The organism is Streptomyces broussonetiae, from assembly GCF_009796285.1.
In the GTDB taxonomy this organism is placed as follows: Bacteria; Actinomycetota; Actinomycetes; order Streptomycetales; family Streptomycetaceae; genus Streptomyces; species Streptomyces broussonetiae.
In genome coordinates this window covers 9,352,028-9,378,236 of sequence record NZ_CP047020.1, presented here as the reverse complement: position 1 = coordinate 9,378,236, position 26,209 = coordinate 9,352,028, and the positions used below count along the sequence as shown (strand labels likewise).

General features: G+C 71.0%; 29 protein-coding genes and 1 pseudogene. 16 read left to right on the top strand and 14 right to left on the bottom strand.

Annotated features, from left to right (window positions below; genetic code table 11):
- Window positions 1-236: 236 nt before the first annotated feature.
- Together GQF42_RS42840 and GQF42_RS42835 are read left to right on the top strand one after the other, a co-directional pair.
- Window positions 237-1,037, top strand: a complete 801-nt coding sequence (locus GQF42_RS42840; protein WP_158929085.1) for a CoA transferase subunit A — start codon at window positions 237-239, stop codon at window positions 1,035-1,037.
- Window positions 1,038-1,039: 2 nt separating this feature from the next.
- Entirely contained in the window at window positions 1,040-1,702 is a 663-nt protein-coding gene (locus tag GQF42_RS42835) for a 3-oxoacid CoA-transferase subunit B (protein WP_158929083.1), read from the top strand.
- A gap of 484 nt (window positions 1,703-2,186) precedes the next feature.
- Here the strand turns inward: GQF42_RS42835 and GQF42_RS42830 are convergent, their stop codons facing one another.
- Window positions 2,187-2,981, bottom strand: a complete 795-nt coding sequence (locus GQF42_RS42830) for a GAF domain-containing protein (RefSeq protein WP_158929081.1) — start codon at window positions 2,979-2,981, stop codon at window positions 2,187-2,189.
- A 182-nt stretch (window positions 2,982-3,163) separates the two neighbouring features.
- Here GQF42_RS42830 and GQF42_RS42825 point away from each other — a divergent pair, with 182 nt between their 5' ends.
- On the top strand, window positions 3,164-3,604 hold the full coding sequence (locus tag GQF42_RS42825) for a hypothetical protein (RefSeq protein WP_158929079.1): 441 nt from the start codon (window positions 3,164-3,166) through the stop codon (window positions 3,602-3,604).
- 27 nt (window positions 3,605-3,631) lie between these two features.
- Here the strand turns inward: GQF42_RS42825 and GQF42_RS42820 are convergent, their stop codons facing one another.
- Both GQF42_RS42820 and GQF42_RS42815 read right to left on the bottom strand, forming a co-directional pair.
- On the bottom strand, window positions 3,632-4,045 hold the full coding sequence (locus tag GQF42_RS42820; protein WP_158929077.1) for a pyridoxamine 5'-phosphate oxidase family protein: 414 nt from the start codon (window positions 4,043-4,045) through the stop codon (window positions 3,632-3,634).
- A gap of 110 nt (window positions 4,046-4,155) precedes the next feature.
- Window positions 4,156-4,428: an ABC-2 transporter permease gene (locus GQF42_RS42815; protein WP_158929075.1), complete on the bottom strand. Its 273-nt coding sequence runs from the start codon at window positions 4,426-4,428 to the stop codon at window positions 4,156-4,158.
- Between the two features lie 207 nt (window positions 4,429-4,635).
- Between GQF42_RS42815 and GQF42_RS42810 the strand changes: the two genes are divergently transcribed.
- Complete coding sequence (locus GQF42_RS42810; protein WP_158929073.1) at window positions 4,636-7,326, top strand: bifunctional acetate--CoA ligase family protein/GNAT family N-acetyltransferase; 2,691 nt, start codon at window positions 4,636-4,638, stop codon at window positions 7,324-7,326.
- A gap of 30 nt (window positions 7,327-7,356) precedes the next feature.
- Entirely contained in the window at window positions 7,357-8,085 is a 729-nt protein-coding gene (locus GQF42_RS42805; RefSeq protein ID WP_158929071.1) for a CBS domain-containing protein, read from the top strand.
- Between the two features lie 21 nt (window positions 8,086-8,106).
- On the opposite strand, the gene GQF42_RS42800 is transcribed toward GQF42_RS42805, so the two are convergent.
- The 3 genes from GQF42_RS42800 to GQF42_RS42790 form a co-directional block, all read right to left on the bottom strand.
- Window positions 8,107-8,307: a hypothetical protein gene (locus tag GQF42_RS42800; protein ID WP_158929069.1), complete on the bottom strand. Its 201-nt coding sequence runs from the start codon at window positions 8,305-8,307 to the stop codon at window positions 8,107-8,109.
- Window positions 8,308-8,373: 66 nt separating this feature from the next.
- Window positions 8,374-8,646, bottom strand: coding sequence for an SHOCT domain-containing protein (locus tag GQF42_RS42795; RefSeq protein ID WP_233273693.1), 273 nt, complete (start codon window positions 8,644-8,646; stop codon window positions 8,374-8,376).
- Between the two features lie 1,279 nt (window positions 8,647-9,925).
- A complete protein-coding gene (locus GQF42_RS42790; RefSeq protein WP_158929065.1) occupies window positions 9,926-10,069 on the bottom strand; it encodes a hypothetical protein in 144 nt (47 codons plus the stop codon).
- Window positions 10,070-10,220: 151 nt separating this feature from the next.
- Between GQF42_RS42790 and GQF42_RS42785 the strand changes: the two genes are divergently transcribed.
- The 9 genes and pseudogenes from GQF42_RS42785 to GQF42_RS42745 all read left to right on the top strand — a co-directional run bounded on the left by GQF42_RS42785 (window position 10,221) and on the right by GQF42_RS42745 (window position 17,494).
- Window positions 10,221-10,679, top strand: coding sequence for a Crp/Fnr family transcriptional regulator (locus GQF42_RS42785; RefSeq protein WP_158929063.1), 459 nt, complete (start codon window positions 10,221-10,223; stop codon window positions 10,677-10,679).
- Window positions 10,680-10,705: 26 nt separating this feature from the next.
- Window positions 10,706-11,014, top strand: a pseudogene (locus tag GQF42_RS46635) (CBS domain-containing protein); the annotation flags it as partial.
- A 58-nt stretch (window positions 11,015-11,072) separates the two neighbouring features.
- Window positions 11,073-11,711: a hypothetical protein gene (locus GQF42_RS42775; protein ID WP_233273863.1), complete on the top strand. Its 639-nt coding sequence runs from the start codon at window positions 11,073-11,075 to the stop codon at window positions 11,709-11,711.
- Window positions 11,698-13,140 (top strand): V-type ATPase 116kDa subunit family protein, encoded by a 1,443-nt coding sequence (locus GQF42_RS42770; RefSeq protein ID WP_233273692.1) that lies wholly within the window; start codon window positions 11,698-11,700, stop codon window positions 13,138-13,140. Before GQF42_RS42775 ends, GQF42_RS42770 begins: the two co-directional genes overlap by 14 nt.
- Entirely contained in the window at window positions 13,125-13,541 is a 417-nt protein-coding gene (locus GQF42_RS42765) for an ATP synthase subunit C (RefSeq protein WP_158929059.1), read from the top strand. Before GQF42_RS42770 ends, GQF42_RS42765 begins: the two co-directional genes overlap by 16 nt.
- On the top strand, window positions 13,541-13,768 hold the full coding sequence (locus tag GQF42_RS42760; RefSeq protein WP_199273158.1) for a V-type ATP synthase subunit F: 228 nt from the start codon (window positions 13,541-13,543) through the stop codon (window positions 13,766-13,768). Before GQF42_RS42765 ends, GQF42_RS42760 begins: the two co-directional genes overlap by 1 nt.
- Window positions 13,765-14,274 carry a hypothetical protein gene (locus GQF42_RS42755; RefSeq protein ID WP_158929054.1) on the top strand — a complete coding sequence of 170 codons (510 nt, stop codon included), beginning with the start codon at window positions 13,765-13,767 and terminating at the stop codon, window positions 14,272-14,274. Before GQF42_RS42760 ends, GQF42_RS42755 begins: the two co-directional genes overlap by 4 nt.
- A complete protein-coding gene (locus tag GQF42_RS42750; RefSeq protein WP_158929052.1) occupies window positions 14,259-16,055 on the top strand; it encodes a V-type ATP synthase subunit A in 1,797 nt (598 codons plus the stop codon). Before GQF42_RS42755 ends, GQF42_RS42750 begins: the two co-directional genes overlap by 16 nt.
- Window positions 16,052-17,494 (top strand): V-type ATP synthase subunit B, encoded by a 1,443-nt coding sequence (locus GQF42_RS42745; protein WP_158929050.1) that lies wholly within the window; start codon window positions 16,052-16,054, stop codon window positions 17,492-17,494. Before GQF42_RS42750 ends, GQF42_RS42745 begins: the two co-directional genes overlap by 4 nt.
- A gap of 374 nt (window positions 17,495-17,868) precedes the next feature.
- Here GQF42_RS42745 and GQF42_RS42740 read toward each other — a convergent pair whose 3' ends face one another.
- Window positions 17,869-18,345, bottom strand: a complete 477-nt coding sequence (locus GQF42_RS42740) for a MarR family winged helix-turn-helix transcriptional regulator (RefSeq protein WP_158929048.1) — start codon at window positions 18,343-18,345, stop codon at window positions 17,869-17,871.
- Window positions 18,346-18,480: 135 nt separating this feature from the next.
- On the opposite strand from GQF42_RS42740, the gene GQF42_RS42735 reads away from it, so the two are divergent.
- A complete protein-coding gene (locus GQF42_RS42735; protein ID WP_456115211.1) occupies window positions 18,481-19,335 on the top strand; it encodes an alpha/beta hydrolase in 855 nt (284 codons plus the stop codon).
- 253 nt (window positions 19,336-19,588) lie between these two features.
- Here the strand turns inward: GQF42_RS42735 and GQF42_RS47905 are convergent, their stop codons facing one another.
- Window positions 19,589-20,155 carry a transposase gene (locus GQF42_RS47905; RefSeq protein ID WP_158929044.1) on the bottom strand — a complete coding sequence of 189 codons (567 nt, stop codon included), beginning with the start codon at window positions 20,153-20,155 and terminating at the stop codon, window positions 19,589-19,591.
- A gap of 189 nt (window positions 20,156-20,344) precedes the next feature.
- On the bottom strand, window positions 20,345-21,493 hold the full coding sequence (locus tag GQF42_RS42725; protein ID WP_158929042.1) for a serine hydrolase domain-containing protein: 1,149 nt from the start codon (window positions 21,491-21,493) through the stop codon (window positions 20,345-20,347).
- Window positions 21,494-21,684: 191 nt separating this feature from the next.
- Here GQF42_RS42725 and GQF42_RS42720 point away from each other — a divergent pair, with 191 nt between their 5' ends.
- The gene (locus tag GQF42_RS42720) at window positions 21,685-21,936 is read left to right on the top strand and encodes a hypothetical protein (RefSeq protein ID WP_158929040.1); all 252 of its coding nucleotides are present in this window, start codon (window positions 21,685-21,687) and stop codon (window positions 21,934-21,936) included.
- A 180-nt stretch (window positions 21,937-22,116) separates the two neighbouring features.
- Here GQF42_RS42720 and GQF42_RS42715 read toward each other — a convergent pair whose 3' ends face one another.
- From GQF42_RS42715 to GQF42_RS47900, 5 genes are all read right to left on the bottom strand, one after another.
- Window positions 22,117-24,120 carry an AfsR/SARP family transcriptional regulator gene (locus GQF42_RS42715; RefSeq protein ID WP_158929038.1) on the bottom strand — a complete coding sequence of 668 codons (2,004 nt, stop codon included), beginning with the start codon at window positions 24,118-24,120 and terminating at the stop codon, window positions 22,117-22,119.
- A gap of 160 nt (window positions 24,121-24,280) precedes the next feature.
- A complete protein-coding gene (locus tag GQF42_RS42710) occupies window positions 24,281-24,643 on the bottom strand; it encodes a hypothetical protein (protein WP_158929036.1) in 363 nt (120 codons plus the stop codon).
- Between the two features lie 248 nt (window positions 24,644-24,891).
- Window positions 24,892-25,065, bottom strand: a complete 174-nt coding sequence (locus GQF42_RS42705; RefSeq protein WP_158929034.1) for a TopoII/MutL transducer domain-containing protein — start codon at window positions 25,063-25,065, stop codon at window positions 24,892-24,894.
- 14 nt (window positions 25,066-25,079) lie between these two features.
- Complete coding sequence (locus tag GQF42_RS45240) at window positions 25,080-25,259, bottom strand: hypothetical protein (RefSeq protein ID WP_199273183.1); 180 nt, start codon at window positions 25,257-25,259, stop codon at window positions 25,080-25,082.
- Window positions 25,174-25,977 carry a carboxylesterase family protein gene (locus GQF42_RS47900; RefSeq protein WP_375996472.1) on the bottom strand — a complete coding sequence of 268 codons (804 nt, stop codon included), beginning with the start codon at window positions 25,975-25,977 and terminating at the stop codon, window positions 25,174-25,176. The genes GQF42_RS45240 and GQF42_RS47900 overlap by 86 nt, the downstream gene beginning before the upstream one ends.
- Window positions 25,978-26,209: the final 232 nt, after the last annotated feature.

Sequence of the window (26,209 nt, the reverse complement as noted above, 5' to 3'; positions counted from 1 at the left end):
GCTGGGACGGCAGCCTCGTACGACGGGGCGCGGTGCGTGGTTGTCGGAACCCTAGGAGCGCCGTGCGACAGGCGGCATGTTGTCAATCACCGCTCTTCGAGGCCCAGTCATGGCACTGGCGCACATGGTCGGTGACGGCAGGTACCGCAAGGGTGAAGACCACCTGGTCCAGGCCGCCGACGCGGTGAGCCGACCGGCCCGGCGAACGGAACGGACCCCGTGGGGAAGGAAAGAGCATGGACAAAGTGGTGGCCGCGGCCGAGCAGGCAGTGGCGGACATCCCTGACGGTGCGACACTCGCGGTCGGCGGGTTCGGTCTGTGCGGCATCCCGTCGACGCTGATCGCCGCGCTGACCGGGACGAACGCGTCCGGCCTGCGGGTCGTGTCCAACAACTGCGGTGTCGACGACTGGGGGCTGGGACTGCTGCTGCGGGCCGGCCGGATCACCCGGATGACCTCCTCCTACGTGGGCGAGAACAAGGAGTTCGCCCGCCAGTACCTGGCCGGCGAACTGGAGGTGGAACTGACACCGCAAGGCACTCTCGCCGAGCGCCTGCGGGCGGGCGGCACCGGCATCCCCGCGTTCTACACCCCGGCCGGGGTGGGCACCCAGGTCGAGGAGGGCGGCCTGCCGTGGCGCCACACCTGCGACGGCGGTGTCGCGGTGGCCTCCCCGCCCAAGGAGACACGGGAGTTCGGCGGCCGCCGCTACCTGCTGGAGGAGGCCATCACCGCCGACTTCGCCCTGGTGCGGGCCGCGGTCGCCGACCGGCACGGCAACTGCGTCTTCCATGCGTCGGCACGCAACTTCAATCCGCTGTGCGCGATGGCGGGGCGCGTGACCGTGGTGGAGGCCGAGCGCATCGTCGATGCCGGCGAACTGCCACCGGACGCCGTGCATCTGCCGGGCGTGTACGTGGACCGAGTGGTCGCCGTCGACGACTCGCTGCTCAAGCGCATCGAGCGTCGCACCGTGCGCCCGGCACACGTCGGCGCCCAGGCAGCCGTCCCCCGCACCGACTCCGAGGAGAAGTGACCATGCCGCTCGACCGCAACCAGCTCGCCGCCCGCGCCGCCCGGGAGCTGCGCGACGGCCAGTACGTCAACCTGGGCATCGGTCTGCCCACCCTGATCCCCAACCACCTGCCGGACGGCGTGCACGTGGTGCTGCACTCGGAGAACGGCATTCTGGGCGTGGGCCCCTACCCGTACGACGGCGACGAGCACCCTGATGTGATCAACGCCGGGAAGGAGACGGTGACCACCGTCTCCGGCACCTCCTACTTCGATTCGGCCCTCTCCTTCGGCATGATCCGAGCCGGTCGGATCGATGTCTCCGTGCTCGGCGCCTTGCAGGTGTCGGCATGCGGCGACCTGGCCAACTGGGTGATCCCCGGGAAGATGGTCAAGGGCATGGGCGGTGCGATGGACCTGGTCCACGGCGCCCGCCGGCTGGTCGTCGTGATGGAGCACGTCGCCAAGGACGGCAGCCCGAAGATCGTTGAGGAGTTGAGTCTTCCCGCCACGGGCCGCCGTGTGGTGGACCGAATCATCACCGACCTGGCCGTCATCGACGTCACCACCGAGGGCCTGCACCTGGTGGAAACCGCTCCGGGCATCACCGTGCAGGAGGTCCTGGCCGCGACCGGCGCCCTGCTCCTTGTCGACGAGGGCTCGCAGGCGCCTGCACCCACCACCTGAATCCGATGAACGAGCACAGTCCGAACCTCCGTCGGCCTCCAGTCACCACGTCACCACCCGGGCCGAGGGGGCGTGCTCGTCACCGACGCCTCGAGGGCATACATCGGCGGGCCTGGACCGGGCGCTCGTAGCCGCCTTCGACAAGCTCAATCCGAGCCGGCGGCGCCTTGCGCAGAGTGCCCGACTGCGCACGAGGATCTTTCGCGTTGGTTCGCCCGACCGGCAGGCCCGGGTCTCGCCCGGCAGAGCGGTGCGTTGCTGATTCGCCGCCTCGAGGGCCTTCTCTGCGACGTTCTGGGGCTGCGGACCTTGCGGTTGCGCGTCTCCGACTGCTCCCCCGAGTCGGGCACGCGGTCCGACAGCGCTGCTGACCAATGATGCCGGGCACCGCCGGCCCCGGCCGAGCCGTTGGCCTGGACGTGCACACCTGCGCTCCGCCTGCCGTCGACGAGTCGGCCGTGATTCCCCGGTGCTCGAACGCGGCTCAGCTCTCACGGGTGATCCGGAGGCCGAAGACGGTGCCGGTGATGTCCTTGATGACCACGTCGATGCGATCGGCACCGTCGAGCACTGCCTGCTGCCGGTCGGAGTCGAGGCGTCCGGCGATGCTGTGCAGGTCGAGGCCGATGGCGTAGAGATCCCGGATGGTGCGCTCGCGCAGGTCGGCTCCGATGCGGTCACTGTCGTGGAGGAGTCTGAGTTGTTCGTCGTCCGCACGGTCTGCGGTCAGGCGCCGGGCGAGTGCCGCCTGGACGGCGAAGGAGGCGAGGAGTTCCACCTCTGTGCTGCCGAAGCGCCTGCGCGTCGTGGCACGGGCGACGGACAGCGTGCCGACGGGTGTGTCTCGGTCGGTGAGCGGGACGGCCATGGCCGGACCCAGGCTCGTCGCAACCGGGAGCTGCAGGCCCAGAATGTGGAGACCGCCGCGGGCGTCCTCGGTGATCCGGGGCCGGCCTGTGGCGTAGGCGCGGCCGGTCAGGGAGGCGGCGTCCACGGGCTGTGTCCGGCCGAGCAGTTCGGAGCTGCCGAGGCCGGCTGCGGCGCGGACGACCAGGCGGTCGGGCGCACGGTCGGGCAGGCTGACCAGGGCGGTGTCGGCCTCGGCGATCTGCAGGGCCTGCTCGGCGATGACCTGCAGCGCGTGGTCGCCGTCGGCGTCGCTGAGGATGGCGGTGGTGAGCTGGGTATGCGCGTGCTGCCATGCCTCGCGCAGCCGAATCTGGTCCAGCAGCACGGCGTGGTCCACGGCGGTTGCGGCCGCCGATGCCAGCACCTGCACCAGCTCCTCGTCCTCGGAGCTGAAGGGTCCCGGGGAGTGGCCGGGGTGGTGCTTGTCGGCCAGGTACAGGTGCGCGGCGTTCCCGTTGCCGGTCCGGATCGCGGCGCCGAGGAGGGCACTGACCGGCGGTGTGCCCGGGAGACCCTGGCGTCGTCCACCCGGACGATGTCACGGCCTGCGAAGTGGTCCTGGAAGTCGTGCAGCGCGAGCGCGATCGGGTCGAGGTGGTCGGCGTCCGCGTCCTGCAGTCCCGCGTGGATCATGTTGTCGGCCCGGCCGAACTCATCGCCCGGCACCACGGCGGCCCAGGCGGCCCCGGTCAGGTCGCGTGCGGAGATGACCAGCTGCCGCAGAATCCTGGCCAGGTCGCTCTCGTCGGTGACCAGCATGACCGCGCGCAGCAGCGCGCGGATCCGGCCCTGGGTGCGCTGTACCTCGTGTGCGGTGGCCAGCAGGTTCTGCACCGCCTGGTCGAGTTCAAGGCGGGCGGGGTCGGGGAAGTACAGGCGTCCTGGGTGCGGGCCGGCGGTCGGCCGGGCCGGCGCGTTCGGCCTGCCAGGCTCTCTCTCAGCAGCAGGCATGACACATGCTCCAAATCAGGCGCGATACATCATCGCGCTTGACCGGAGCAGATTCCAGCGAGCGCAGGGTCAGCCGGCGGCCCGGAGGTACCGACGGCCGTCCACGATCGTGAGCCCGATCGACATGATCTTTTCGTCGGCTTTCGGGCACCAGTACCCGTCGACGGCGAGGCCGATGATTCGGTCGATTTCGTGAGCGTCGTGGATGCTGTGGGTGTAACCGGTGACCGTGACGCTCTCGGTGACGTCGCCCGCCTCGCTCGCCCTGTCCGCCTGGAAGACGACGACATCGCCGTCGCGCAGGCGGTCCAGACGCCGGTCGTCACACCCACCGATGACAACGCCGTCGCGGTCGAGCAGGCAGGAGACCGGAACGACCACGGGCAGGGCCTGATCAGTGAAGACCACGCGCCCGTAGCGACACGCGCCGAGCAGTGCCAGGCACTGTGCGTGGTCGAGTTCAGACGTACCGTTCACGGTCATGGGTCCAAGTCTGGGCTGCGGTTGCCGACCGCGCTTGGGCCGTTCGTCCCCGTCCGCGCACTTTCCGGTCCCCCGCTGCCTGGACCGGATGCCGACACGCTGGTCGCGTCCTAATCCGGTTTACCGAAGCCGTTGATGGCCACGGCGAGGAAGACGGGCACGCAGGCACAGACTATGCCCAGTTCGGCGGCGAGGGGCAGCTGATGTCCGAAAAGGGTGACCCCTGTGGGGAAGCGAGCCTGGGCTGCGCGTGGCATGTGCTGGGCGGCGAAGACGAGGTGGCGCAAGGGATCGACGGCATAGGTGAGGGGGTTGAGCCGGGTCATCACGGTCAGCCAGGCGGGCAGGCTCTTGAGCGGGAAGAGAGCCGGAACGTGCGTCACAGCGGTCTCCTCGGTCGCACCAGCCTCGTCTGCCTTCGGGGCGCGGGCCGCCGCGGTGCTGACGCCGGACCTGCTCCGGCACGGACGGACCGGCACCGGCCTGAGAGCGCGCCGGGGCCACTCGTCCCGGACGCTTACCCGGTCAGCCCCTGTGATCCAGCGAGCGCGCGCCGGACGCTGGAGGGGATGCGTCCGGAGGGAGGCCTCATGATGGCCGGCATCAAGGAAGCTCCGGTGCACGCGCTGCTGACCGACGGCACCACCGTGCGGATACGGCAGGCGGGTCCGGCGGACAGCGATGAAGTCCTACGGCTGTATGAGGAGATGTCACTGGAACATCTGCGGCTGCGGTTCTTCTCCGTCAGCCCGGCCTCCGCCCGAGTGGCCGCCGACCGGGTGGCCGCCGGCGAACGGCCCGGCTACCGTGCACTGGCCGCCGAGTACGGGGGACATCTGGTGGGCCTGGCCGAATACGAGGTCCTGCCGCCGGGCAGCTCCGCCGAGATCGCGGTGGCCGTCGCCGACGGCTGGCACCACCGGGGTGTGGCCACACTGCTGCTGGAGCACCTGGCCGACGCGGCTCGTACGGCGGGTGTGACGGCTTTCACCGCGGACGCCTTGTCCGAGAACCACGAGGTGCTGAAGGTCTTCCACGACCTGGGGCTGCGCGTCACCCGCCACTTCCAGGGCCCCGAGGTGCACTGCACGGTCGAACTCACCGAGGACGAACCCTACTTGGAAGCCGTCGATGCCCGGGGGCGGGTCGCCGACGTGGTCAGCATGCAGCGGCTGCTGCGGCCAAGGAGTGTCGTGGTGATCGGTGCGGGCCGCAGGCCCGGCTCCGTGGGGCGCGCGATTCTGCGGAACATCTGCAGCGGTGACTACACCGGGCCGTGCTTCGTCGTACACCCCGAGGCCGGTGCGATCGCCGGCGTGCGCGCCTACCGGTCAGTCTCCGACCTGCCGCAGGTGGCCGACCTGGCCGTGATCGCCGTACCGGCGCCCGCCGTTGCCGAGGTGGCGCAGGAGTGCGGGAAGGCCGGGATGGGCGCTCTGCTCGTGGTGTCCGCGGGCCTGAACCGGCATCAGTCCGGTGCTCTCATGGACGTGTGCCGGCGACACGGCATGAGGCTCGTCGGCCCGAACTGTCTGGGCCTGGCCAACACCGCGGACGACGTCCGTCTCGACGCGACCTTCGCCGCACACCACCCAGGGCCCGGCACCGCCGGAGTCGCCGTACAGTCCGGCGGTATCGGCATCGCGCTGCTGGACGGGCTCGCCCGGCTCGGCATCGGCGCGTCCAGCTTCGTCTCACTCGGCGACAAGTACGACGTCAGCGGCAACGACATGCTCCAGTGGTGGGAGAGCGACGGGCACACCGACCTGGCGGTGCTGCACCTGGAGTCCTTCGGCAACCCACGTGCCTTCTCGCGTACCGCCCGCCGCGTCGCCCACTCCATGCCGGTACTCACAGTCGACGCGGGCCGCTCCGAGGCCGGGCGGCGCGGTGCGGCTTCCCACACCGCAGCCGCGGCCACCCCCACCATGACCCGCCAGGTCCTGTTCGCCCAGGCCGGCGTCACCGCAACCCGGACCATCGGCGAACTCCTCGACACCGCCGCACTGCTCCATGCACAGCCCCTCCCCAAGGGCACGAAAGTGGCTGTCGTGAGCAATGCCGGCGGAGTGGGCGTCCTCGCCGCCGACGCGTGCGCGGAAGCCGGGCTCGACGTCCCCTCGCTCGGCGTCGACCTGGTGAACGAACTTCTCGGTGTGCTGCCCGATGGCGCCACCGCCACCAATCCGGTGGACGTGACCGCGGTGGTCGGCGAGGAGCAACTGCGTTCGTGTACCGGTCTCCTGGCCCGGCACGGTGCCGTCGACGCCGTCCTCGTCACGCTCGTCCCGACCGCCGTAGCCACGGCTACCGGCGAGGATCTCCTACACGCGCTGACACGGACGGCAGGGCGGCTCCCCCGCCCGGTTCTCGCTGTCCTGCCCACTCAGTCGTCCCGTGTCGAGCTGCTGCAGACCGCGGGCGAGACCGCTGTTCCCGCGTACTCGGACGCAGAGGATGCCGCCCGCGCCCTGGCCCACGCCGCCGCCCGCGCGAAATGGCTTGCCCGACTTCCCAGCGCGGTTCCGGAGTTGCCGGACGTGGAGACCGCTCGCGCACGGGAGATCGTCGCCGCGTACCTGGACGCCAACCCGGAGGGCGGGTGGCTGGATCCGCGGGCAACCTCGTTGCTCCTCGCCTGCTACGTCATCCCGCAGATCCCCTGGGCATGGGCCGAGGACGACGACGAGGCCGTGGCAGCGGCCGAGCGGCTCGCGGGGCCTGACGGACGGGTCGTGATGAAGGCCTACTGGCCAGGGCTGCTGCACAAGAGCGAGCAACGCGCCCTCCACCTGGACCTGCAGACCAGCGCCCAGGTCAGGGCCGCACACCGGGATCTGATCACCCGGTTCGGTGACCGGATGACCGGCGTGGTCGTCCAGCCGCTGGCCGAGCGCGGCACTGAGCTGTTCGCCGGGATCGCGCGGGACGAGGTCTTCGGGCCGCTCGTGGTGTTCGGGCTCGGCGGTACGGCGACGGAACTGCTCGCCGACCACGCGGCCCGGCTGGCCCCGCTGACCGAGCTCGACGCGCACGACCTGCTGGCCTCACCCCGCTGCTCCCCGCTGCTGTTCGGGTACGCCGGCAGTCCCACCGCCGACCTCGGTGCCCTGGAACAACTGCTGCACCGGCTGTCCCGGATGGCCTCGGACCTGCCCCAGCTGACGGATGCCGATCTCAACCCGGTGCTGGCCGGGCCGCACGGGATCACGACGCTCGATGCCCGCATCAGGCTCGCGCCACGCCTGGCTCAGGACCCGTACCTGCGCCGGCTGCGCTGACCGGATCACCGCCTTCGAAGGAGGTCCGCCATGGAACCCACGAGGATCGGCGCCGTCATGACCGACGACGTCGTCACGGCCGACTACGGCACGCCGTTCAAGGACGTCGTACGACTCCTGCGCGAGCACCGCGTCAGCGGACTGCCGGTGACCGACGAGGACGACAAGGTCATAGGTGTCGTCTCCGAGACCGACCTGATGCAACGCCAGGCAGTCCTCTCGGAACCGCGCAGCCGTCTCGGTACATGGGTTCACCAGCTGCGACGCGGTGCGCGGAAGAACTCCGCCAGGTTGCGCGCGCGTACGGCCGGTGGCGTGATGTCGGCGCCCGCCGTGACGGTGCCCGCGGAGGCGACTGTCCGTGAGGCCGCCCGGCTGATGACACTGCACGGCATCGAGCGACTGCCCGTGGTCGACGAGGAGGACCGGCTCGTCGGCATCGTCACCCGGCGCGATCTGCTTCAGGTCTTCGTCCGCACGGACGAGGAGATCCGGCAGGCGGTGCGGAGCGAGGTGCTGGTCGACGCGCTGCGGCTCGGCCCGAACACCGTCGACGTCGATGTGTACGACGGTGTGGTCACCCTCACCGGGCAACTGGAACACCGCAGCGACGCCACCATGGCGGTCGCGTTGGCCCGCCGCCTGGACGGGGTCGTCGACGTGGTCGACCACCTCACCTACCGCTTCGACGACCGTCACGCCCAGCCCGCCGGGCCGGCGGCACACGGCGAGGCCGACGACTGGTCGCACAACCTGTGAGGGGTCGGTCGAGCGTGGTCGTCATCGGTCCGTGACGTCGAGTTCGGCATGCATGCCGGCGGCATGGTGACCGGGAAGGTTGCGGACGAGTTCGTAGCGGCCGGGGTGCAGCGTCGGCGTGGTCCAGCCGTTCGTTCCCGGCGCGATGCCGTTACCACTGCCCGCGTGGCAGTTGCGGGGGGCTTCGCCTACGCTGCCCGTCCCGGCGGCCCTGCTTGCCACCGCCGGCCCTCACCGCGGCCCGCGACAGCCCGACGAAGATCAGCAACAGTGTGCCGTGGCGCGTGGTCACCGCTGCTCCCGCAGCGTCGCGAGGCGGCGTCTGTACTCGTCCTCGTCGATCTCTCCGCGGGCGTAGCGCTCTGCCAGCAGATCCTCCGCGCGCCGGTTGCTCCACCCGCTCTCCTCCTGCGAGGGCGGGCCGGGCCGATGACCGCGCCGGGCGCCGGTGAGGTAGTGGACCAGGGCGACACCGCCGACGATCAGCAGCGCCCAGAAAAGAATCATGATCAGGGTCATGAGCAACCATCCGCCCCCACCGTAGCCGCCGTACCACATCATGCTGATCACCTGCTTCGGCCGGCCGAGCACCGACAGGTCCAGGATCGTCCCGTTCGGAATCGGAGGAGAGGGCCATATGGGTCCGTGCCCGTGGCTGGATGACCCCTGCGGGAGCCTGCGCATTGCGCGGGTCGGTCGGGAGGCGTCACCGATGGTGCGGGACGCGGCCACCGGTGGATGGCCGTGCCGGACGCCGAGGCGATGATCGCCGGACCGCTCGAGCGGCTCATGCCGATGAACTCGTGGAGCGAACGCACGGCCAGGAAGGGCTCGGGGCCGAGCGCGGTTGTGCCTTCCGTTCGGGTCTCGGAGCGAAGTTCGGGAACCCGGGCGAGGACGGCGTCCCCGTAGACATCCAGGGCCGTCGGCCCCATGGGTCGACATACACGGGGACGTCGGCGGGGATCCGGCCCGCGCCGCGCAGTTCCGTCAGTTCGTGCAGGACGACTTCTGTGCGGTCCAGGCGGACGGCCGGTATGACCACGGCGCCTTCGCGGCCGAGCGTACGGTTCAAGCACGTCGGCGCCCGGGAATTTCTCCGGCGGTAGCAGGTAGTGGGCGGCCGGCCCGCCGGTGACGGCGAGGGGGTGAACGTCCTCCAGGGCTGGGCGGCCCCGGCCGAGCCGAGACGTGGCCTGCGGGATGCACCGTGGACCGCGTGCCGACGGTGAGATCGTTCTCCGCACCCATCCGAACCGGGTCGAGCAGCTTGACACTGCGGTCGACGCCGGAGGCGTCGTACAACGGCAGCGCGGGCCGGTGTCTGGACCAGCCGTGTTCATTCGCCTGCTCAGCCGCCTCGACCTGCGGCTTCACTCCGTCCCGGAGCACGATCCAACGATCCCCGTCAGGCGAGCCGTGAGGCCGGTTGCGGCGGCGCAGGTCGGCCGGCCTCCGGGAGAGGCCGCAGTCGCCAAGGACGCAGGCATGGTCGCTCGACGAGAAACTCGCTGCCGGTGACCGTGCCCACAGCACCGAGGAAAGTGAGCATCGCGGGCCGTGACCCGCCGGGCGGCTGTGTTGCCGGGCCGGTGGTCGCTGTGGTCATGTGTGTCGGCTCCTCGGATGCACGGGCAGCAGGGACGAACGGCACTGGTGGGCCGACGGCGGGCGTGATGTGCCGGCGGTGGCGGGATGGACCCGTTGGAGACGCGCAGACAGCGGCAGCCGACCGTGCACCGCGCAATCCGGCGCCGCGAGAAGTGGAGGGTGCACGACCTCGAGAACCACGGCCAGTTCGGTGCGGTCCCACCACCGGATCAGCCGACCCGGATCGAGGTCACTCCGCGAGGACGGTGCCCGGCGGGAAGGGGCTCTCCCGCCCCCGCCCGTGCAGGCGGGAGGGTACGGCGCGGCCGGCACCCGCGTCGTGCCGGGACGGGTCACCGACCGCGATGATCGCGATGCGCGTGGACACCGTCATGGGCCCCCCTCCGGGCGGATGCTTCCAGATTGCCGTGGGGCAGCGCCTGCTCACAGGGGCCGAAGGGCCCTGGCCGGATCCGGGCGACCCGTGGTGGCTGAGCGTCGATGGGCTCACGCTGAAAGCAGAGAACCTGAAGGGAGACGGTGTGATGACTTCCGCCACCACCATGACCGCGGCCTTGTCGGCCGAGCACCGCGACCGCCTGATGCGCCTCGCCCGTGAGGTCTCGTTCGATGCCGGCAGCCGCCTGTTCGAGGAGGGCCGGCGCGCCGACCGTTTCTGGATCGTCCGCACCGGCACCGTCGCCCTGGATCTGCATGTGCCGGGCCGTCGTTCCGCCGTCATCGAGTCGCTGGGGCAGGGCGAACTGATCGGCTGGTCATGGCACTTCCAGCCGCACCTGTGGCATCTGGGCGCCGAGGCCATGAGCCCCGTGCGGGCGTGGGAGTTCGACGCGGAAGCCGTGCGCGCGCTCTGCGCCCAGGACCCCGAGTTCGGCCGGGCGATCGCGGTCTGGGTCGGGCAGGTGGTCGCCCAGCGACTACACGCCTCCCGCATCCGTCTGCTCGACCTCTACGCCCCCTACGGCAGCGGCGGTCTGACATGACCGTCCGGTCCTGTGAGGAGGACAGCATGCGCAACAACAGCCCGCATCGGGTGAGTGACGTGATGACGCGTGCCGTCGTCGCGGTGGGCCGCAAGGCCCTGTTCAAGGAGATGGCCGAGCGCATGGAACAGTGGCACGTCAGCGCACTGCCGGTCCTCGAAGGCGACGGCCGGGTGATCGGGGTCGTCTCCGAGGCCGACCTGCTGCCTAAGGAAGAGTTCCGGGACAGTGCCCCGGACCGGATCCCCCAGGCACGCCGGCTGCCCGATCTCACCAAGGCCGGAGGGGTGACCGCCGAGGAGCTGATGAGCATGCCTGCGGTCACCGTGCTGGCTGCCCCGAGGCGGCGCCCGCCTGCTCGTCCCGCTCGCCGCCGGGTTCGAGATCGCCAACGTGACCACCCGGTTGCTCGCGCAGACCGGTCGCCGTACGCAGGCCCCGCAGCCGTATCGGCTCGGGGCGCTGGAGACGGCCTGGCGGAGTCTGGAGCATGCCGGGACGCCTGCGGAGCTGCGGGCCGCGCTCGCCTCCTCGCCGTGGGGTGATCCGGGCGGCGATACGCCGTGGGCGCTGGCCACCGGTATGCGTATGGCTGCCGCGCGGCGCACCGCCGTCGCCGTACCGCCCGCGCGCCGCTGGGCCCAAGGACGCGCGGTCCTGCTGACAGCCCGTGAACTGTTCGTGCATCACCGCCCCTTGCCGGAACCCGCGCGACGTGACGCGGCACGGCTGCTCGGCGCGCGGGCGTCGGCTGCCGCCTCGTACCAGGAGTTCCGCGAGCGTCTCCCCTCGACCGCCGGTTGGGTCCTTGCCGACGTGGAGGAGCCGGGCGCGCTGTGGAAGGCCGAGGCCCGCTGGTGGCGGACCGTGCACGCCGACGGTACGGCGATGCTGCGCGACGGCCGATTCGGCCCCCGTGTCGTCGTGGGCGCGGTGGCGGTGCTGTCCGTGGACGCCTGGCGGGTGCGGGCGGCGCTCGAGTCCGCGGCGCGCGGCGGACGGCCGGGGGAGGTCTTCGATGCCCTTCGCTGAGGCGATGACGCCGGTCCGGATGCGCCGTGTGGCGGTGATCGTGCCGCAGGCGACCCTGCGGGATGCGCTGGTGCGGATCGCCGGGGCCGGTTGCGTGGAACTGGACCGCGCCGAGGAGGCGCCTCCGGGTGCGGCGGCGGTACGGCTGCGGCGGCTCCGGGGAGGTGCCACGACGGCCGGACCCGAGAGCGCCACCACGGCCGTCCTCGCCGCCACCGCGCCCGACCTCGATCTGCTCGAAGAGCGTCGCAGTCTCGCGTTGCTGGCGGGCGAGGCCCAGCTCGAGGAACGCGCGGACGGCGCGGTACTGCAGGGAGAAGTGGCCGCACTGGCCGGGTGGTGCCCGGCCACCGAAGTGGCTCGCGTCGCCGGCCGGCTGGCCGCCGCGGGCGGCGCACTGCTGCCGCTGCCGCTCCCGCATGGCACCGACCCGCCGACGCTGCTGCGACCGGGCAGGCCCGTCTCCTTCGCGCCGCTGGTCACGACGTACGGCACACCGGCGTACCGGGACCTCGACCCCTCGTGGCCTGCGGGCGTCGCCTACGTCGCCATGTTCGGGATCATGTTCGGTGACGTGGGGCACGGGGCCTTGCTGGTGCTCGGCGCGCTCGCGCTCCGCCTGAGGCGGCCCCACCGGTTCGCCCGGCTCAGCCATCTGTGGCCGTTCCTGGCGGGCGCGGGCATCGCCTCTATGATCGCGGGCGCGGCCTACGGGGAGTTCTTCGGCCCGACCGGGCTGCTGCCCGTGCTGTGGTTGAGCCCGTTGGCCGACCCGGCCCGCCTCCTGGCCGCCTCCGTGATCCTCGGGGCCGCACTGCTCTCGGTCGCGCATGCGGCCGGCGCGGTCAACCGCGTGCGTGAGCACGGCTGGGGGGCAGCGTTGTTCGCCGCGTCCGGCTGTGCCGGTCTGCTCTTCTACCTGGGGCTCGCCCTGGCCGCGGCCGGTCTGCTGCTGCACCGACCGCCTGCGGTGGTCATCGGGGCCTGTGCCGCCCTGGTCGGGCTGGCGCTGGTGGCGCTCGGCCTGTTCCGCGCCACGGCGGGCGGAGGCGCCGGATGCGCCGAGACGGCCGTTCGGCTGTTCGACGTCGTCGTACGCACGGGCACCAACAGCCTCTCGTTCGCCCGGCTCGCCGCTTTCGGCCTCACTCACGCGGCGCTCGCCGGCCTCGTGTGGCGCGGCACCACGGGCCTGGCCGGGCGCGGTGCCGCAGGGGTCGTCGGCGCCGGTCTGCTGTTCACCGTGGGCACGGCCGTCTCGTTCTGCCTGGAGGCCTTGGTGGCCGGGGTGCAGGCTCTGCGGCTGGAGTTCTACGAGCTCTTCTCCCGGATCTTCGAGACGGAGGGCCACCCGTTCCGTCCCTGGCACGTTCTCCCGGCGGAATCCGCCGACCGCGCTACGAAGGTGATCCCATGCTCACCTGGCTGATCGTCCTGCCGGTCCTGGCTGCGGTGCTCGGTGCCGGACGGCTGCTGCGGCGACGCCGGGCCAGACACGCCTTCCGCTGGCTGCTGGGCGCGAACCTGGCCCTGTTGGGTGCTGCCTGCGCCGTTCTGGCCACGGCGCTGGCGAGCCCCGCTCAGGCGTCGGCGCAGGCCGCGGCGTCCGGCGGGGTCAACGGGGCCGCTCTGATCGGGGCGGCCATCGCGGTGGCCGGTGCCTCGATCGGTGCCGCGATCGCCGTCGCCTACACGGGCGCCGCGGCACTGGCCGCCCTGAGCGAACGACCGGAGATGTTCGGGCGTGCGATGGTGATCGTCGGTCTGGCGGAGGGCATCGCAGTGTACGGACTGGTGGTCGCGATCCTGCTGATCGGAAAGGCAGGATGATGGGCACCGTGGCCGCCATCGGGTCACGGACCGCCGTGTGCGGGTTGGCCCTGGCCGGGGTCGACGTCCGCGTCGCCGAGGATCCGGACGCCGTCCGCCGGGCCTGGCACGGGCTTCCGGGCACGGCCGCCATTGTGATTCTCACGGCAGAGGCCGCCGAAGCGCTGGGGACGGCGGCCACGGCTCCTGCCCCGTCCCGACCGCTGACGGTGGTGATGCCCCCATGACCACGCCGGTGGACGCCTTGGATCCGGTGCGCGCGCAGTTGCTGCGCGCGGCGCAGGCCTCGGCCGACGCCGTCCTGGACCGTGCGCGGGCCGACGCGGACGACACCCTGCGCACCGCCCGCGCCACGGCCGAGCAGGTGTTTGCGCGGGCGCGGAAGCTGGGCGCCGGTGACGGCGCCGCCGCTGCGGAACGGGAGCGGGTGCGAGCGGTTCAGGACGCCTGGGCGCTGGAGCTCGCGGCCCGTGCCGAGGTCTACGCGGAACTGAGGTCCAGGGTCCGCGAAGGCGTACGCCGGGCACTGGCCGAGGGCGGCGTACCGCAGAGCCGACTCGCCGAGGCGGCCCAGGCCATGCTGGGCATCCAGGCCCGGGTCACGGCTGCCGCAGGTGGCGGGGTGACGGCCGAGGTGCCCGGCCGCCGGGTCGACCTGTCGGCTGACGCCCTCGCCGACCGCGCCCTGGAGCGACTGGGCGCGCGGGCCGAGACTCTGTGGGGTCCGCCGTGACCCCGGGCTGCAGCCAGGGGGCAGACCCACAGGCCGCGGGCTTCGCGCCGGCAGCATCGCGGAGGAACCGTGCATCGCGTCCACGAATCCTTCGGGTGGCCGGCCCCCTCGTGGAGATCGTCTGCCCCGGATCGGTCGCCATGCACGACCTGGTCACACTGGGCGCCGCAGGGCTGCCCGGCGAAGTGGTCGCCATCCGCGGTGACACAGCCACCGTCCAGGCGTACGAGTACACCGGCGGACTGGCCCCCGGACATCCGGCGCAGCCCCTGGGCCGACCGCTGACGGTACGTCTGGCCCCGGATCTGCTCGGCGGTGTCTTCGACGGTCTGCTGCGCCCCTTGACCGACGCCGGAGAATGGCTGACCAGTGGATCGAAGGGTGCGCCGGACGGGCGTACCTGGCCGTTCACACCAAAGGTGGCCGAGGGAGCCGTGGTATCGGCCGGGGATCTTCTCGGGCAGGTCAAAGCGAGCGTGCCTCTTCGCCTCCTTGTGCCACCGCTCCTCTCGGGCACGGTGACCTGGATCGCGGCGGCGGGCGATCACTTCCCGGACGCCGTACTCGCCGTGGTGGGCGGGCACGAGGTGCGGATGGCACAGTCCTGGCCGGTGCGCAGGCAACGGCCGGCCGCGGAGCGGTTGTCTACGGACCTGCCGCTGAACACCGGGCAGCGCGCCGTGGATCTGCTGTTCCCGGTGGCCCGCGGCAGTACGGTCGCCGTGCCGGGCGGCTTCGGCACCGGAAAGACCATGCTGTTGCAGCAGATCGCCAAGTGGTGCGACGCCGATGTGATCGTCTACGTCGGCTGCGGCGAGCGCGGCAACGAGATGGCGGACGTCATCGAGGAGCTGTCGGAGCTGACCGATCCCCGCACCGGAGGACGCCTGGCCGATCGCACGGTGACCATCGCGAACACCTCCAACATGCCGATGATGGCCCGCGAGTCGAGCGTGCACACCGGTGCGACAGTCGCCGAGTACTTCCGTGACATGGGCCTGGACGTCGTCCTGATCGCCGACTCGACATCCCGCTGGGCCGAAGCGCTGCGCGAGTTCGCCTCGCGGATGGGCGAACTCCCCGCCGAGGAGGGATATCCGGCGGGGCTCGCCTCCCAGCTGGCCTCGTTCTACGAGCGGGCCGCCGCGGTGCGCACCCTGGGCGGTGCGGCCGGCTCCGTCACCGTGATCGGCGCCGTCTCCCCGCCGGGCGGTGACCGCACCGAGCCGGTCACCGCGCACACTGAACGCTGCGTACGGTGTCTGTGGAGCCTGGACCGCGACCTCGCCTACGCACGGCACTATCCCGCCGTCTCCTGGGCGGACTCCTTCTCGCGGGACGCCGTCACGCTGGCCGCCGCCCACGCCCGGGCCGGTGATACCGAGTGGGCCGAGCGGCGTGGGCGGGTGGCGCGCCTGTTGGCGGAGGCGGACCGGCTGGCCGATCTGGTGGAGCTGGTGGGCATCACCGCGCTGCCGCCCCGGGAGCGGGTCAGCGTGCTCGCCGGGCGGCTGCTGCGCGAGGCCGTGATCCAGCAGAACGCCCTGTCGCCTGCCGACGCCTACAGCACTCCCGAGAAGACCACCGCCCTCGTCGAAGCCGCGCTGACGGTGATCGACCGCTGTCTGGAACTGGTGGACTCCGGCTCTCCGGCGGACGTGGTCGAGGCAGTGGACTTCAGCCCGCTCCTGCGGGCCCGGGAGACCGCGGGCCCCGCCGAGACCGACCCGGTGGAGGCCGCGCGGGACACCGTGCTGGACCGGCTCAAAGGGGTGACATGAGCGGCACGGAGAACGCGGTGGGCATCGAGTACAGCGGCGTGCGGGAGCTGCGCGGCCCGCTCGTGGTCGTTGAAGGGGTGAGCGGGGTGGGTTGGGACGAGTTCGCCACGATCGTGCTGGACTCCGGTGATCGCCGGCACGGACTGGTCCTCGAAGTGGACCGGGAGATCGCGGTGGTGCAGGTGCTGGAGAATACGGCCGGCATGGACCGGACCGGCACACGCATCGCCTTCGCCGGGACACCGCTGCGCATACCGGTGGGCACTGCGTGGCTGGGGCGGGTGTGCAACGGGCGGGGCGATCCGGCCGACGGCGGGCCACCGGTGCTGGGTGACACCTACGCGCCGGTCAGTGGCACGCCTGTCAACCCGGTGCGCCGGGAACCGCCGAGCGAACCCGTGCTCACCGGTGTCGGCGCCGTGGACGTGCTCACCACTCTGGTACGAGGCCAGAAACTGCCGGTGTTCTCGGCAGCCGGCCTTCCCCATCTGGAGTTGGCGGTGCAGATCGCGGCCCAGGCGACGTGCGGCGGCGAGCCGTTCGCCGTCGTGTTCGCCGGCATGGGGCTCACGCACGCCGACGCGGCGTTCGTGCGGGACGGACTGGCCGCCCGTTCCGCCGCACGGGAGCTGGCCCTCTTCGTCAACACGGCCGACGACCCGGTGATCGAGCGCTTGCTCACCCCGCGTCTCGCACTGACCGTCGCGGAGCATCTCGCCTTCACGGAAGGCCGTCACGTCCTTGTGGTGATGACGGACATGACGGCCTACTCGGAGGCGTTGCGCGAGGTGTCCGCCGCGCGGGGAGAGATACCGGCGCGCCGGGCCTACCCCGGCTACCTCTACAGCGACCTCGCGTCCCTGTACGAGCGCTGCGGCAGGATCAGGGGCCGCCCGGGATCGGTGACCGTCCTTCCGGTGCTCACCATGCCCGCGGGCGACATCACCCACCCCGTGCCGGACCTCACGGGCTACATCACCGAGGGCCAGATCGTGCTGTCCACCGAGGTCCACGCCGTCGGCACATATCCCCCCGTCGATCCACTGGGCTCACTGTCCCGGCTGATGCGCAAGGGAACCGGACCGGACCGCACCCGCGCCGACCATCCGTCCGTCGCCGCCCAGTTGATCGCCGCGCTGGCCCGGTCCCGGCAGGTGCGCGAACTCGCCGACCTGATCGGACGGCCCGCGCTCAGCCCGACCGACCTGTGCTTCCTGGACCTGGAGGACGCCTTCCGCCACCGGTTCCTCGCCCAGGGAGCGGACGAGAACCGATCGCTGGACGAATCCATGGACCGAGCCTGGGAAGTGCTCCTGGCCCTGCCTGCCAGTGAACTTGGCATGATCCCCGCCGAACCGGTCTCGGTGAACGTCCAGGCCGAATCACCATCCCTCCGCCCCGCTGCCTCGCGCACGGCACGTCCTGGCCCACGCAGGTGAGGTCTACGCGGCCCAGCTCCACACCGCCACCGGAATCCCGCACATCCCCGTCCTGCCCCCCTGGAGACGATCCCGCCAGCCAGTCAGGCCCGCATCTGGTGCCCGCGCAGCGTCATGAACGAACACGCGCCTCGGCCTGCCGCACCGCTGTATCCCACACCCGCGCGAGCGCGGCCGAAGCCCCGTGCTCGGCCGCCGGTTCATCCGCCATCCGGAAGCCCTCCGCCATGCCCACGAGTACAGACCGGGGCCGTGCCGCTGCCTGCCTCCTCGCAACTAGGGTGCGTATCGAGTCGTGATCAATCCGCGGCATTCACCCTCGTAACAAACGCTGATCACGCGGCCAACGGCAGTCGCACTGGATGCGTATGCGGTCAGCCTGTAGGCAGGCCGATCTGGTCGCGTTCGAGCACGGAGCGGAGTTCCGAGAGGATCTGCACGGCGGCCAGTCCTGAGGGGCCGCCGATGGTGCCTGCGGTCAGCTCGGCCAGCATTTCGGTGAAGGTCACCTCTGCCGCCTCGACGAGTTGCCGGCCGTCATCGGTCAGGTCCAGCAGTGATGAGCGGCGATCCGATGGATTGGTTCGCCGGATGACCCATGCCTGCTTCTCCAGGCGGTCGATGCCCTTACTGGTCGCACCGATCCCGATGGCGAACTCGACAGCGAGGTCCGCCACCCGGGCCCCGGGGTGGTCGCGCAGGAAGCGCAGGAACTCGAACTGCGAGGTGACGATCCCGTGCCGCTCGCGAAGACGGTCGTTCAGCGCGTTGTAGAGGCGCGTCTCGCAGCGGACGAGGTCGGCGAAGAAGCCCGGGAGGTCGACCCGGCCACCGCTTGACTTAGATGCCATGGCATATATCCTAACCTAGATTCCTAGGCATATAGTTCCTCGGCATGCACTTGCGATGGAGGCGACATGAGCAGGCAACAGCGCGCGGAGATCGACGCAATGGTCCGACAGCCCAATCCGGAGGGCCCTCGGTCGGTGGAGGAGCTCCGCGCCGGGTTCAGGGCGATGATGGGGGAAATGATCGTCCCGGCTGGGATCCGCACCCGGACTACGACGCTCGGCGATCGGCCCGCGGTGCTCGTCGAGCCGGCCGGCACTCCGAAGGGCGGGACGATCCTCTACTTTCACGGCGGCTCCTACGTGGTCGGTTCACCGGAGACGGCGATGTCACTGACGGGGAACTTGGTGACCAAAACAGGGTTCAGAGCATTCTCGTTGGATTACCGACTTGCCCCTCAGTATCCGTTCCCGGCCGCGATCGAGGACGGGCTGAGCGCCTACCGCGCACTTCTCGACAGCGGCGAAGACCCTTCGGCGATCGCATTCGCCGGGGACTCCGCCGGTGGCGGCCTCACCGTCACCACCTGCCTCGCCGCCCGTGACGCGGGCCTGCCCATGCCCTCCGCAATCGTGGCCTTCTCCCCCGGACTCGACATGACCCGGAAAGGCGAGAGCATGGACACCAAGGCAGGCATCGACCCGTTCTTCACGCGCGAGGGCCTGGAACGCACCGGGACCATGTACCTTGCGGGACAGGACCCACACCAGCCCATGCTCAGCCCCGCCATCCTCGCCGACCTGACCGGCTTCCCTCCGATACTTCTGCAGGCGGGCACCAACGAAATGCTCCTGGACGACTCCACACGCATGGCCACGCACGCGAGAGAAGCCGGAGTGGACGTCATCCTGGACATCACCGCCGACGTTCCACATGTCTTCCAGGCGTTCGCCGGCGTCCTGGACGAAGCCGACGAGGCACTGGAGCGCGCCGCTCTCTTTCTCAGTCAGCACATCCGCACAAAGGGCACGGCACACACGTCGGCAGGCTGAAGCCCGCAGGCGGTCGCATACGGACAGCGGTCCGCCATGTTCGCGCGGGGCACCGTGCAGCGGGCCCGGGCAACGCACGGGCGGGCCCGCAGCTGGACGGGAGACAGCAAGAGCACCTTCGACAAGGTACTGCGCCTCGCCATCCAGCTCGGCGCAGCAGCCCTCCTCCGCAAGATCGGCACCAAGCTCGGCATGTGGGCATACCACCGCATCGAGTCCGGCGCCTGGCGGTGGCCCCTCTGGGCCGCAGCCATCACCTGGCCGGAGCCTGCTCGACGGCCAACTCGGTTTCCTTGCCGTCGAGTTGTTCCTCCGCAGGTCCCTCGTCCGGCTCGTCGTCGGTCCGCTCGGGGCGCGCCGGGCGCTGCTTCGGCACCCATCCGTCCCGGTCGGCTCGGTAGGCGGCTATGCCCCTGCGCCCGGAGGATGCCGCAGTTGTTGCCGCAGGTGAGGCCACCAACGAGTCGTACGCCTCGTCGCCCAAAAGACACTCAGGCCGCCTTCGGGGCCGGTCGGGTCGTCCGGCGACGGGCGGGATGCCGTCGACGAGGTCGAGCGTCCGGGTGACGTCGTCGACGTTGGCGGCGGTCGTGATGACGTGCAGCGGGGTGCCCTTGCCGTCGCAGATGAGGTGATGCTTGCTGCCCGTCTTCCGCCGGTCGACCGGCGACGGACCGGTCGCGGCTCCCCCTTTTTCGCGCGCACGTGGGAGCCGTCCACGCACGCGCGGGTCCAGTCGAGCGGCCCCGGCCCCGGCCCCGGCCCCGGCCCCGGCGACCGCGTCGGCCAGGGCGGCAGCAGCGGTTCGATCAGCGCCCACAAGCCATCGTCCACGATCCACCGCCGAGTCGTCACACCCGCCGAACGATCAGATCGTCACAATAGTCACGCTCGACCGGGACACCTCAGCAAGATCTCTTGGCGGGCTTACACAGCCATGCGTCGTGGTCCGATTTCGCCACCCGGTCAGCTGGGCCCACCGTGAGGCCACGGGCGCGAGACGCGTGTGTCAGGCGTTCGCCGCGTACCGCCAGAACTCCCTGATCACCGGTGCCGGCACGGGACCCATCGCTGCCACCTGAGTCAGCAGGATGGTGACCGCACCCGTGGCCGCGATGACGTGCGCCGCTGTGCCCGTGCCGCCGACCCAGCCGTAACGGCCGGGCGCATTCCACGGGTTGGTCCGGTCGATGTCAACCGAGCCGCCGAAGCCCCACCCCTGGCCCTCCAGGAACAGCTCGCCGATGTCGCGCTGCGCCGGATTCGTATGGTCGGTGGTCATCATGCGCACGGAGTCGGCCGACAGCACCCGGCGGCCGTCGGCCGACACCCCGCCAGCCAGCAACATCCGGCAGAAGGCCAGCCAGTCGTCGGCGGTCGAGGCCAGCCCGCCATTGCCGAGCGGTAGCGCGGGCAGGCTACTCCACTCGCCGTCCGGGCCGTCGGCGAGCTCCAGGCTGCCGTCGTCGCCTGGCCTGTAGAAGCTGGTGAACCGGCCCCGCTTGGCGGCCGGCACCTCGAAACCGGTGTCCACCATGCCCAGCGGCCCGAAGATCCGCTCCGTCAGGAACTCCGGCAGCGGCTGTCCGGTGACCCGCGAAATCAGTACCCCCTGCAGGACGGAGCAGGTGTCGTACAGCCAGGCGGCGCCCGGTTGGTACAGCAGCGGGATGCGGCCGAGCGCCGCCATCCACTCGTCGGCCGGCGGGAAGTTGCTCGGCACCCGGCCGTCCTTTTGCACCGTGAACAACTCCTGCACCGCCGGCAGTGTGAAGTCGGAGGGGAATCCGTACCCGGCCTGGGAGGCCAGCACGTCGAATACGGTGATGGGCCGGTCGGCCGGCACCACGTCGTCCACCGGGCTCGCCGGCGTGCGTACGACCACCGGCTTCCCCAGCTCCGGCAGCCACATCCCGATCGGGTCGTCCAGTGCGATCCTGCCCTCCTCCACGAGGATCAGCAGTGCGGCGGCGGTGACGGACTTGGTGATCGAAGCGACCCGGAAGATGGAGTCCCTCGCCATCGGGGCGCCGTCGCCGGCGTCCTGCGCGCCGACGGCCACCACCTCGACCTGGTCACCCCGGGCCACGAGGCCAACCGCTCCCGGCAGCGTACCCGCTCCGACGTGGGCTTCGAGCAAGTCGTGCAGGGGCGTCATGAGGCCGCCTTCCAGAAGATTGCTGTCGAAAGACAGACTCCCGCACGGGCCGGGAATCATCGGCGTCGACAGGTCTGGTGGCCGAAGCCTCGTCACGGAACGTCTCGAGAAGTCCAGATCATGATCGCGTTACGAGCTCTAAGGGGCGTGAAATCCCTCCCCAAGGCGTCCCCGGTGCTCGTTGAACTTGTGTGACGAAGAACAAGAAGCAGACCGGGGACGCCGTTTCCCTGGTCTACCAGTGCCGTCTGCCGCTGTCCACGACCACCGTCGCCTCCGTCGCCGATCTGCTGCGACGACACCTGAAAGCGATCGGATCACGGTGGCGGTCCAAGCCCACGGGCCGGATCGCGGTGCTTGTGCTGGCCGTGCTGCGCCACGACCAGCGCGCCGCCGACCTCGCCGGCGGCAACCAGATCTCGGCCACGAACATGAGACGCTGATGCGACGAGGTCGTCGCCCTGCTGGCGGCCAAGGCCCGCGCCTGGACCGCGCTATACGGAAAGTGGCGAGACGCGGGGGAAAGTGCATGGCCTGACGCGGCCTCACAACCCACCCCGTCCATCAGGGGAAACCGGGTGTGTGGCTCACAGCAGTAGCAGGATGTCAGTGAGCGACGGCGGTCAGAGGACGGTGCCGTGCAGGGTGCGGCGTTCGCCGGACATCGCGTGGCGGCGCGCGGCGGGGCCGTACTCGAGGGGCTCGCCGATCGCGTACGTGCTGGCGACGTCGTCGACGACGCGGCGCAGTGCGGCGAGCCCGGGATCCGCCGGGCCACCGGTGGATCGGCGCGCGGCGCGGGCCCCGCGGCGCAGGGCCGCCAGCCGCTCCTGCGCCGTCTCGGTGGCGGCGGCCTGCTCCTTGCCGAACAGCCTCTGAAGATCGTGGAAGCCGTAGGAACCTCGCTGAGGGCAGGTCAGCAGATGTGCGTCGACCAGTTCTTCGAGGATCTGTTCAGCGCGACGCCGCGGCAGGTCGAGCATCGCGGAGGCGACGGACAGCGGCAGCATCGGCGCGTTCGCGAGCGCCAGCAGTCGGAAGGCGCGGGCGTTCGGCCCGGGCAGCGCCGCATAGCTGAGCATGAGGCTGGCCCGTACGTCCATGTCCTCGGCCCGCAGCTCGTCCATCCGGTGGCGGCGGTCGGCGAGCCGTTCGGCGATCTCCTGCACGCTCCAGGCTGGTCGGGCGGCCAGCCTGGCCCCGGCGATGCGCAGCGCCAGCGGCAGGTAGCCACACCGGGCCGTAATCGCGGCGACGGCATCCGGCTCGTCGTACCCACGTCCGGCGACCTTCCTGAACAGGTCGGCCGCTTCGGACTGCGAGAGAAGGCCCAGGTCGAACGGGCGGGCCCCGGCGAGGCCCGTGAGTCGGCGCCTGCTGGTGACCAGGACGGCGCTGCCGGGGCCGGGAAGCAGCGGACGCACCTGCGAGCTGTCGGCGGCGTTGTCCAGTACCACCAGCAGCCGGCGCCCCGCAGCGAGGCCGTGATAGAGGGCCGCGCATACCTCCCGTTCGGCTGGGATCGCGCTCCTCTCCGCGCCCAGGGCGCGGGCGAAGGCGGCCAGCACGTCGGCAGGGTCCGCTGATCGGCTCTGCTGACCCTGCAGGTCGGCGAAGAGCACGCCGTCGGTGAAGGTGTCGCGCAGTCGCCATGCTGCCTGCAGCGCAAGCTCGGTCTTGCCGCTGCCGGCCTGCCCTGACACCGCAGCGATCCGGGGGCCGTGACCGCCATCGGCAGTGAGCGCGGCGATCAGGGCCGCGGACTCCTCTTGGCGCCCGGTGAAATCGGCGACACCAGGCGGAAGTTGGAAGGGCGCGCGCGGTGGCTCAGCACGGGAGTGGGGCTGCGGGGGCCGGAGCCGGGCCGGCTGGTTCTGTGCTAGGCCGGGGTCCTGCCGCAGCAGGCCCTCGTGGAGCTGCTGGAGCGCGGGGCCCGGTTCAACGCCCAGCTCGTCCAGCAGCGCGGCGCGCGCCTCCCGGAACACGCCCAAGGCGTCGGCCTGCCGCCCCGATCGGTAGAGCGCGCGCATGAGCTGGCCATACAGGCTCTCCTGGAAGGGGCGTGCGGCCAGTAGCTCCCGCAGCTCGGGAATCAGGGCTTCGCCGACCCCGCTCTCCAGGTCGTACTCGATGCGCTGCTGCCAGACAACAAGTCGCAGCTCGTCGAGCTGCACCCTCTCCTGGCTGTGCGCCGCTGTGGCGGGCACGTCGCTCAGGGCACTCCCGCGCCACAGCCCAAGGGCCCGGCGCAGCAGGGCAGCTGCCCTGTCGTACTCGCCGTCCTGGGCCGTAGTGGCCGCGGCGGTGTGCAGTGCGCGGAAAGAAGCCAGGTCCAGTTCCTGGTCGTTCAGGACCTCCACGAGGTAACCCGGTGCCCGGGTCCGGACACGGGCACCGGCCTCCTCGCCGAGCGAACGCCTCAGCCGGGCGATGTGGTTGTGCAGCGTCGCTGTCGCGCTGGCCGGATGGTGATCGCCCCATAGGCGGTCCAGAAGATCCGCGACAGGGACGACCTGGTTCGGCCGTAGGAGTAGCGACGCGAGGAGGGTTCGCTGCTTGGGGGCGGCGAGTGTCCGTGGCCCTTGACTGTCCTCGACCAGCAGCGGCCCCAAGATGCCGAAGATCAACGACGGCCCCCCGTCAGTGTCATGGACACACCTTGGGTGAGCCTATCCGGTCAACGGCGGTGACGACAGGTTACGAACGATGCCGACGCCCTCACCGGAGCGGCGGCGGCATACCGGGCCCGCCCTCGATTTGCGGTGGGTCGCAGGCCGCCGTCAGAGGTCAGTTGGCGGGGCCCCAGCCGGTGAGGCCGTTGGCCTCGTCGAGTACCTCGACCTGGAGATTCTGGTCGGGGCCGTCGTAGATGTCGCCCTGGTTGCCGGCAGGCGACATCGACGAGTAAGCCGCGCGGCCAGCGTTGTTGTCCCAGATCACGTAGAGGCACGAGCTCTGGTCGACCGTCGGGTCCACGTACATGTGGTCGTGACCCGATTCGATCCTGGTGAACTCCAAGGCCTGGCAAGCTGCGTCAGCCGTCACCGTGACCGGGGCCACGCTGGCGTTGGCCAGGCCCGGTGCGGCGAGCACCATTGCGGAGGCGGCCACTGCCAGCGCGCCGACCCGGACGAAACCCCTGCGAGGCATTTCTGCTCCTTCCGGCCTGCGGCCCGAGTGGCCGCCGGACTCCCAGGATTCTTGGGACTCGGCCTATCGCCTTCCGTGCCGACGCCTATCGTGCGACCAACGGCGCCCTGGATGTATTGCCGTGAAGACCGTGTTTGAGATCTGCCCTGTTGTGTGGATGGTGGGGTCGTTGGGACCGGCTTTGCCCACCGAAGCCTAGACCGGGTACCGGCCCCGACCTGGGCTTCGGTGTCTTCGGTGCGCTGCTGTCAGTGGCGGGTGGTCATCGAGATCCGGGCGAGGACGGCCGTCGCTTGGACCGGGCTGGCGCGGAGCCAGGCGGTCGGATGCTCTCGGACGGCCTCGGCGACGCAGCCGCGCGTGGGTCCGTTGCCCAGCCGGTCGCGGGTGGCCCTCTCGAACTCGGGGTGATCGAGCTTCACCGACACGACCGCGGTCAGGCCCGCGCCGAGCTGGTGGTGAAGTCGGAGTCGGACCGGGTGAGCAGCTGTTGCTCCCGGACGTAGGCGTTGACCGCGGCCGCCAGGCCGTCAAGGAAGCCGAGGTCGTGTGTGCCACCGCCGGTGCCGGCAGGCTGTTGGCGTAGCTTGTGACCCGCTCCTCGCAGGAGTCGCACCAGCGGAGGGCCGCCTCGACGGCTCCGTCCATTCCGATGAGAAGAACGTGCCCGGCACACTCTGCGCGACGGCCCGTCGGGAGCGCCCGGCTGCACGGTCCATCGCCAGCAGCGCGGCGACCGATCCCCCGCCTGCCGGCTGGCCGCAAACCGCGGCCCGGTCAGCGTCGCCGCCGAAGGGCCGGATGTTGTCGCGCACCCATTCGAGAGCGGCGACCCGATCAAGCAGACCCCGGTGGAGAGGAGCCCCTTCGATCTGCGCGAAGTCCTCCCTACCCACACGGTAGTTGAACGTCACCACGACCACGCCGCCGTCCCGCGCGTGCGGGCGGCCGTCGTACTCGGGGAGGCCGGACATTCCGATCACGTAGGCGCCGCCCTGGATCCACACCATCGTCGGCAGCCCTGCGCCCGTGCCGAGGTCGGGGAACAGACGTTGACTGTCAGCCAGTTGTCGCCCGCCCCGTCCTGTGACAGCGCGTCCATGCCGAGATCGCCGCCCTGCGGGGGCGGCGGACCGGTACGACACGGCGTCCCGTACCTCGGTCCAGCCCTGCGCCGGCCGCGGCGCGGCTAAGCGCAGCACACCGACCGGGGGTTCGGCGAACGGGATGCCACGGAAGACCGCCACACCCGCTTCCCAGCTGCCACGCAGCCCTCCGGCCACGGCCCGGACTTCAGGCGGGGACCCCGATGGCTTGGACTCGGCAACAGCCATCACGACTTCCTCTCCCACAGGAGGAGAAGGCTCGCGGTGGCACCGGGCCCTGCGGATCATCCGCCGCGGTTGGATGCCGCGCCAGCGAATTACACCGTGTCCGTGGAGTTCGGGCGCGGTGCGCGGGAGGCCGAAGAAGGGGGCGAGGGTGGTCTCGAAGTGGGTGAGGGCGCTGACGCCGTCGAGGGAGAACGCGGCCACCAGGATGCCGGAGCAGTGCAGCAGGCCAGAC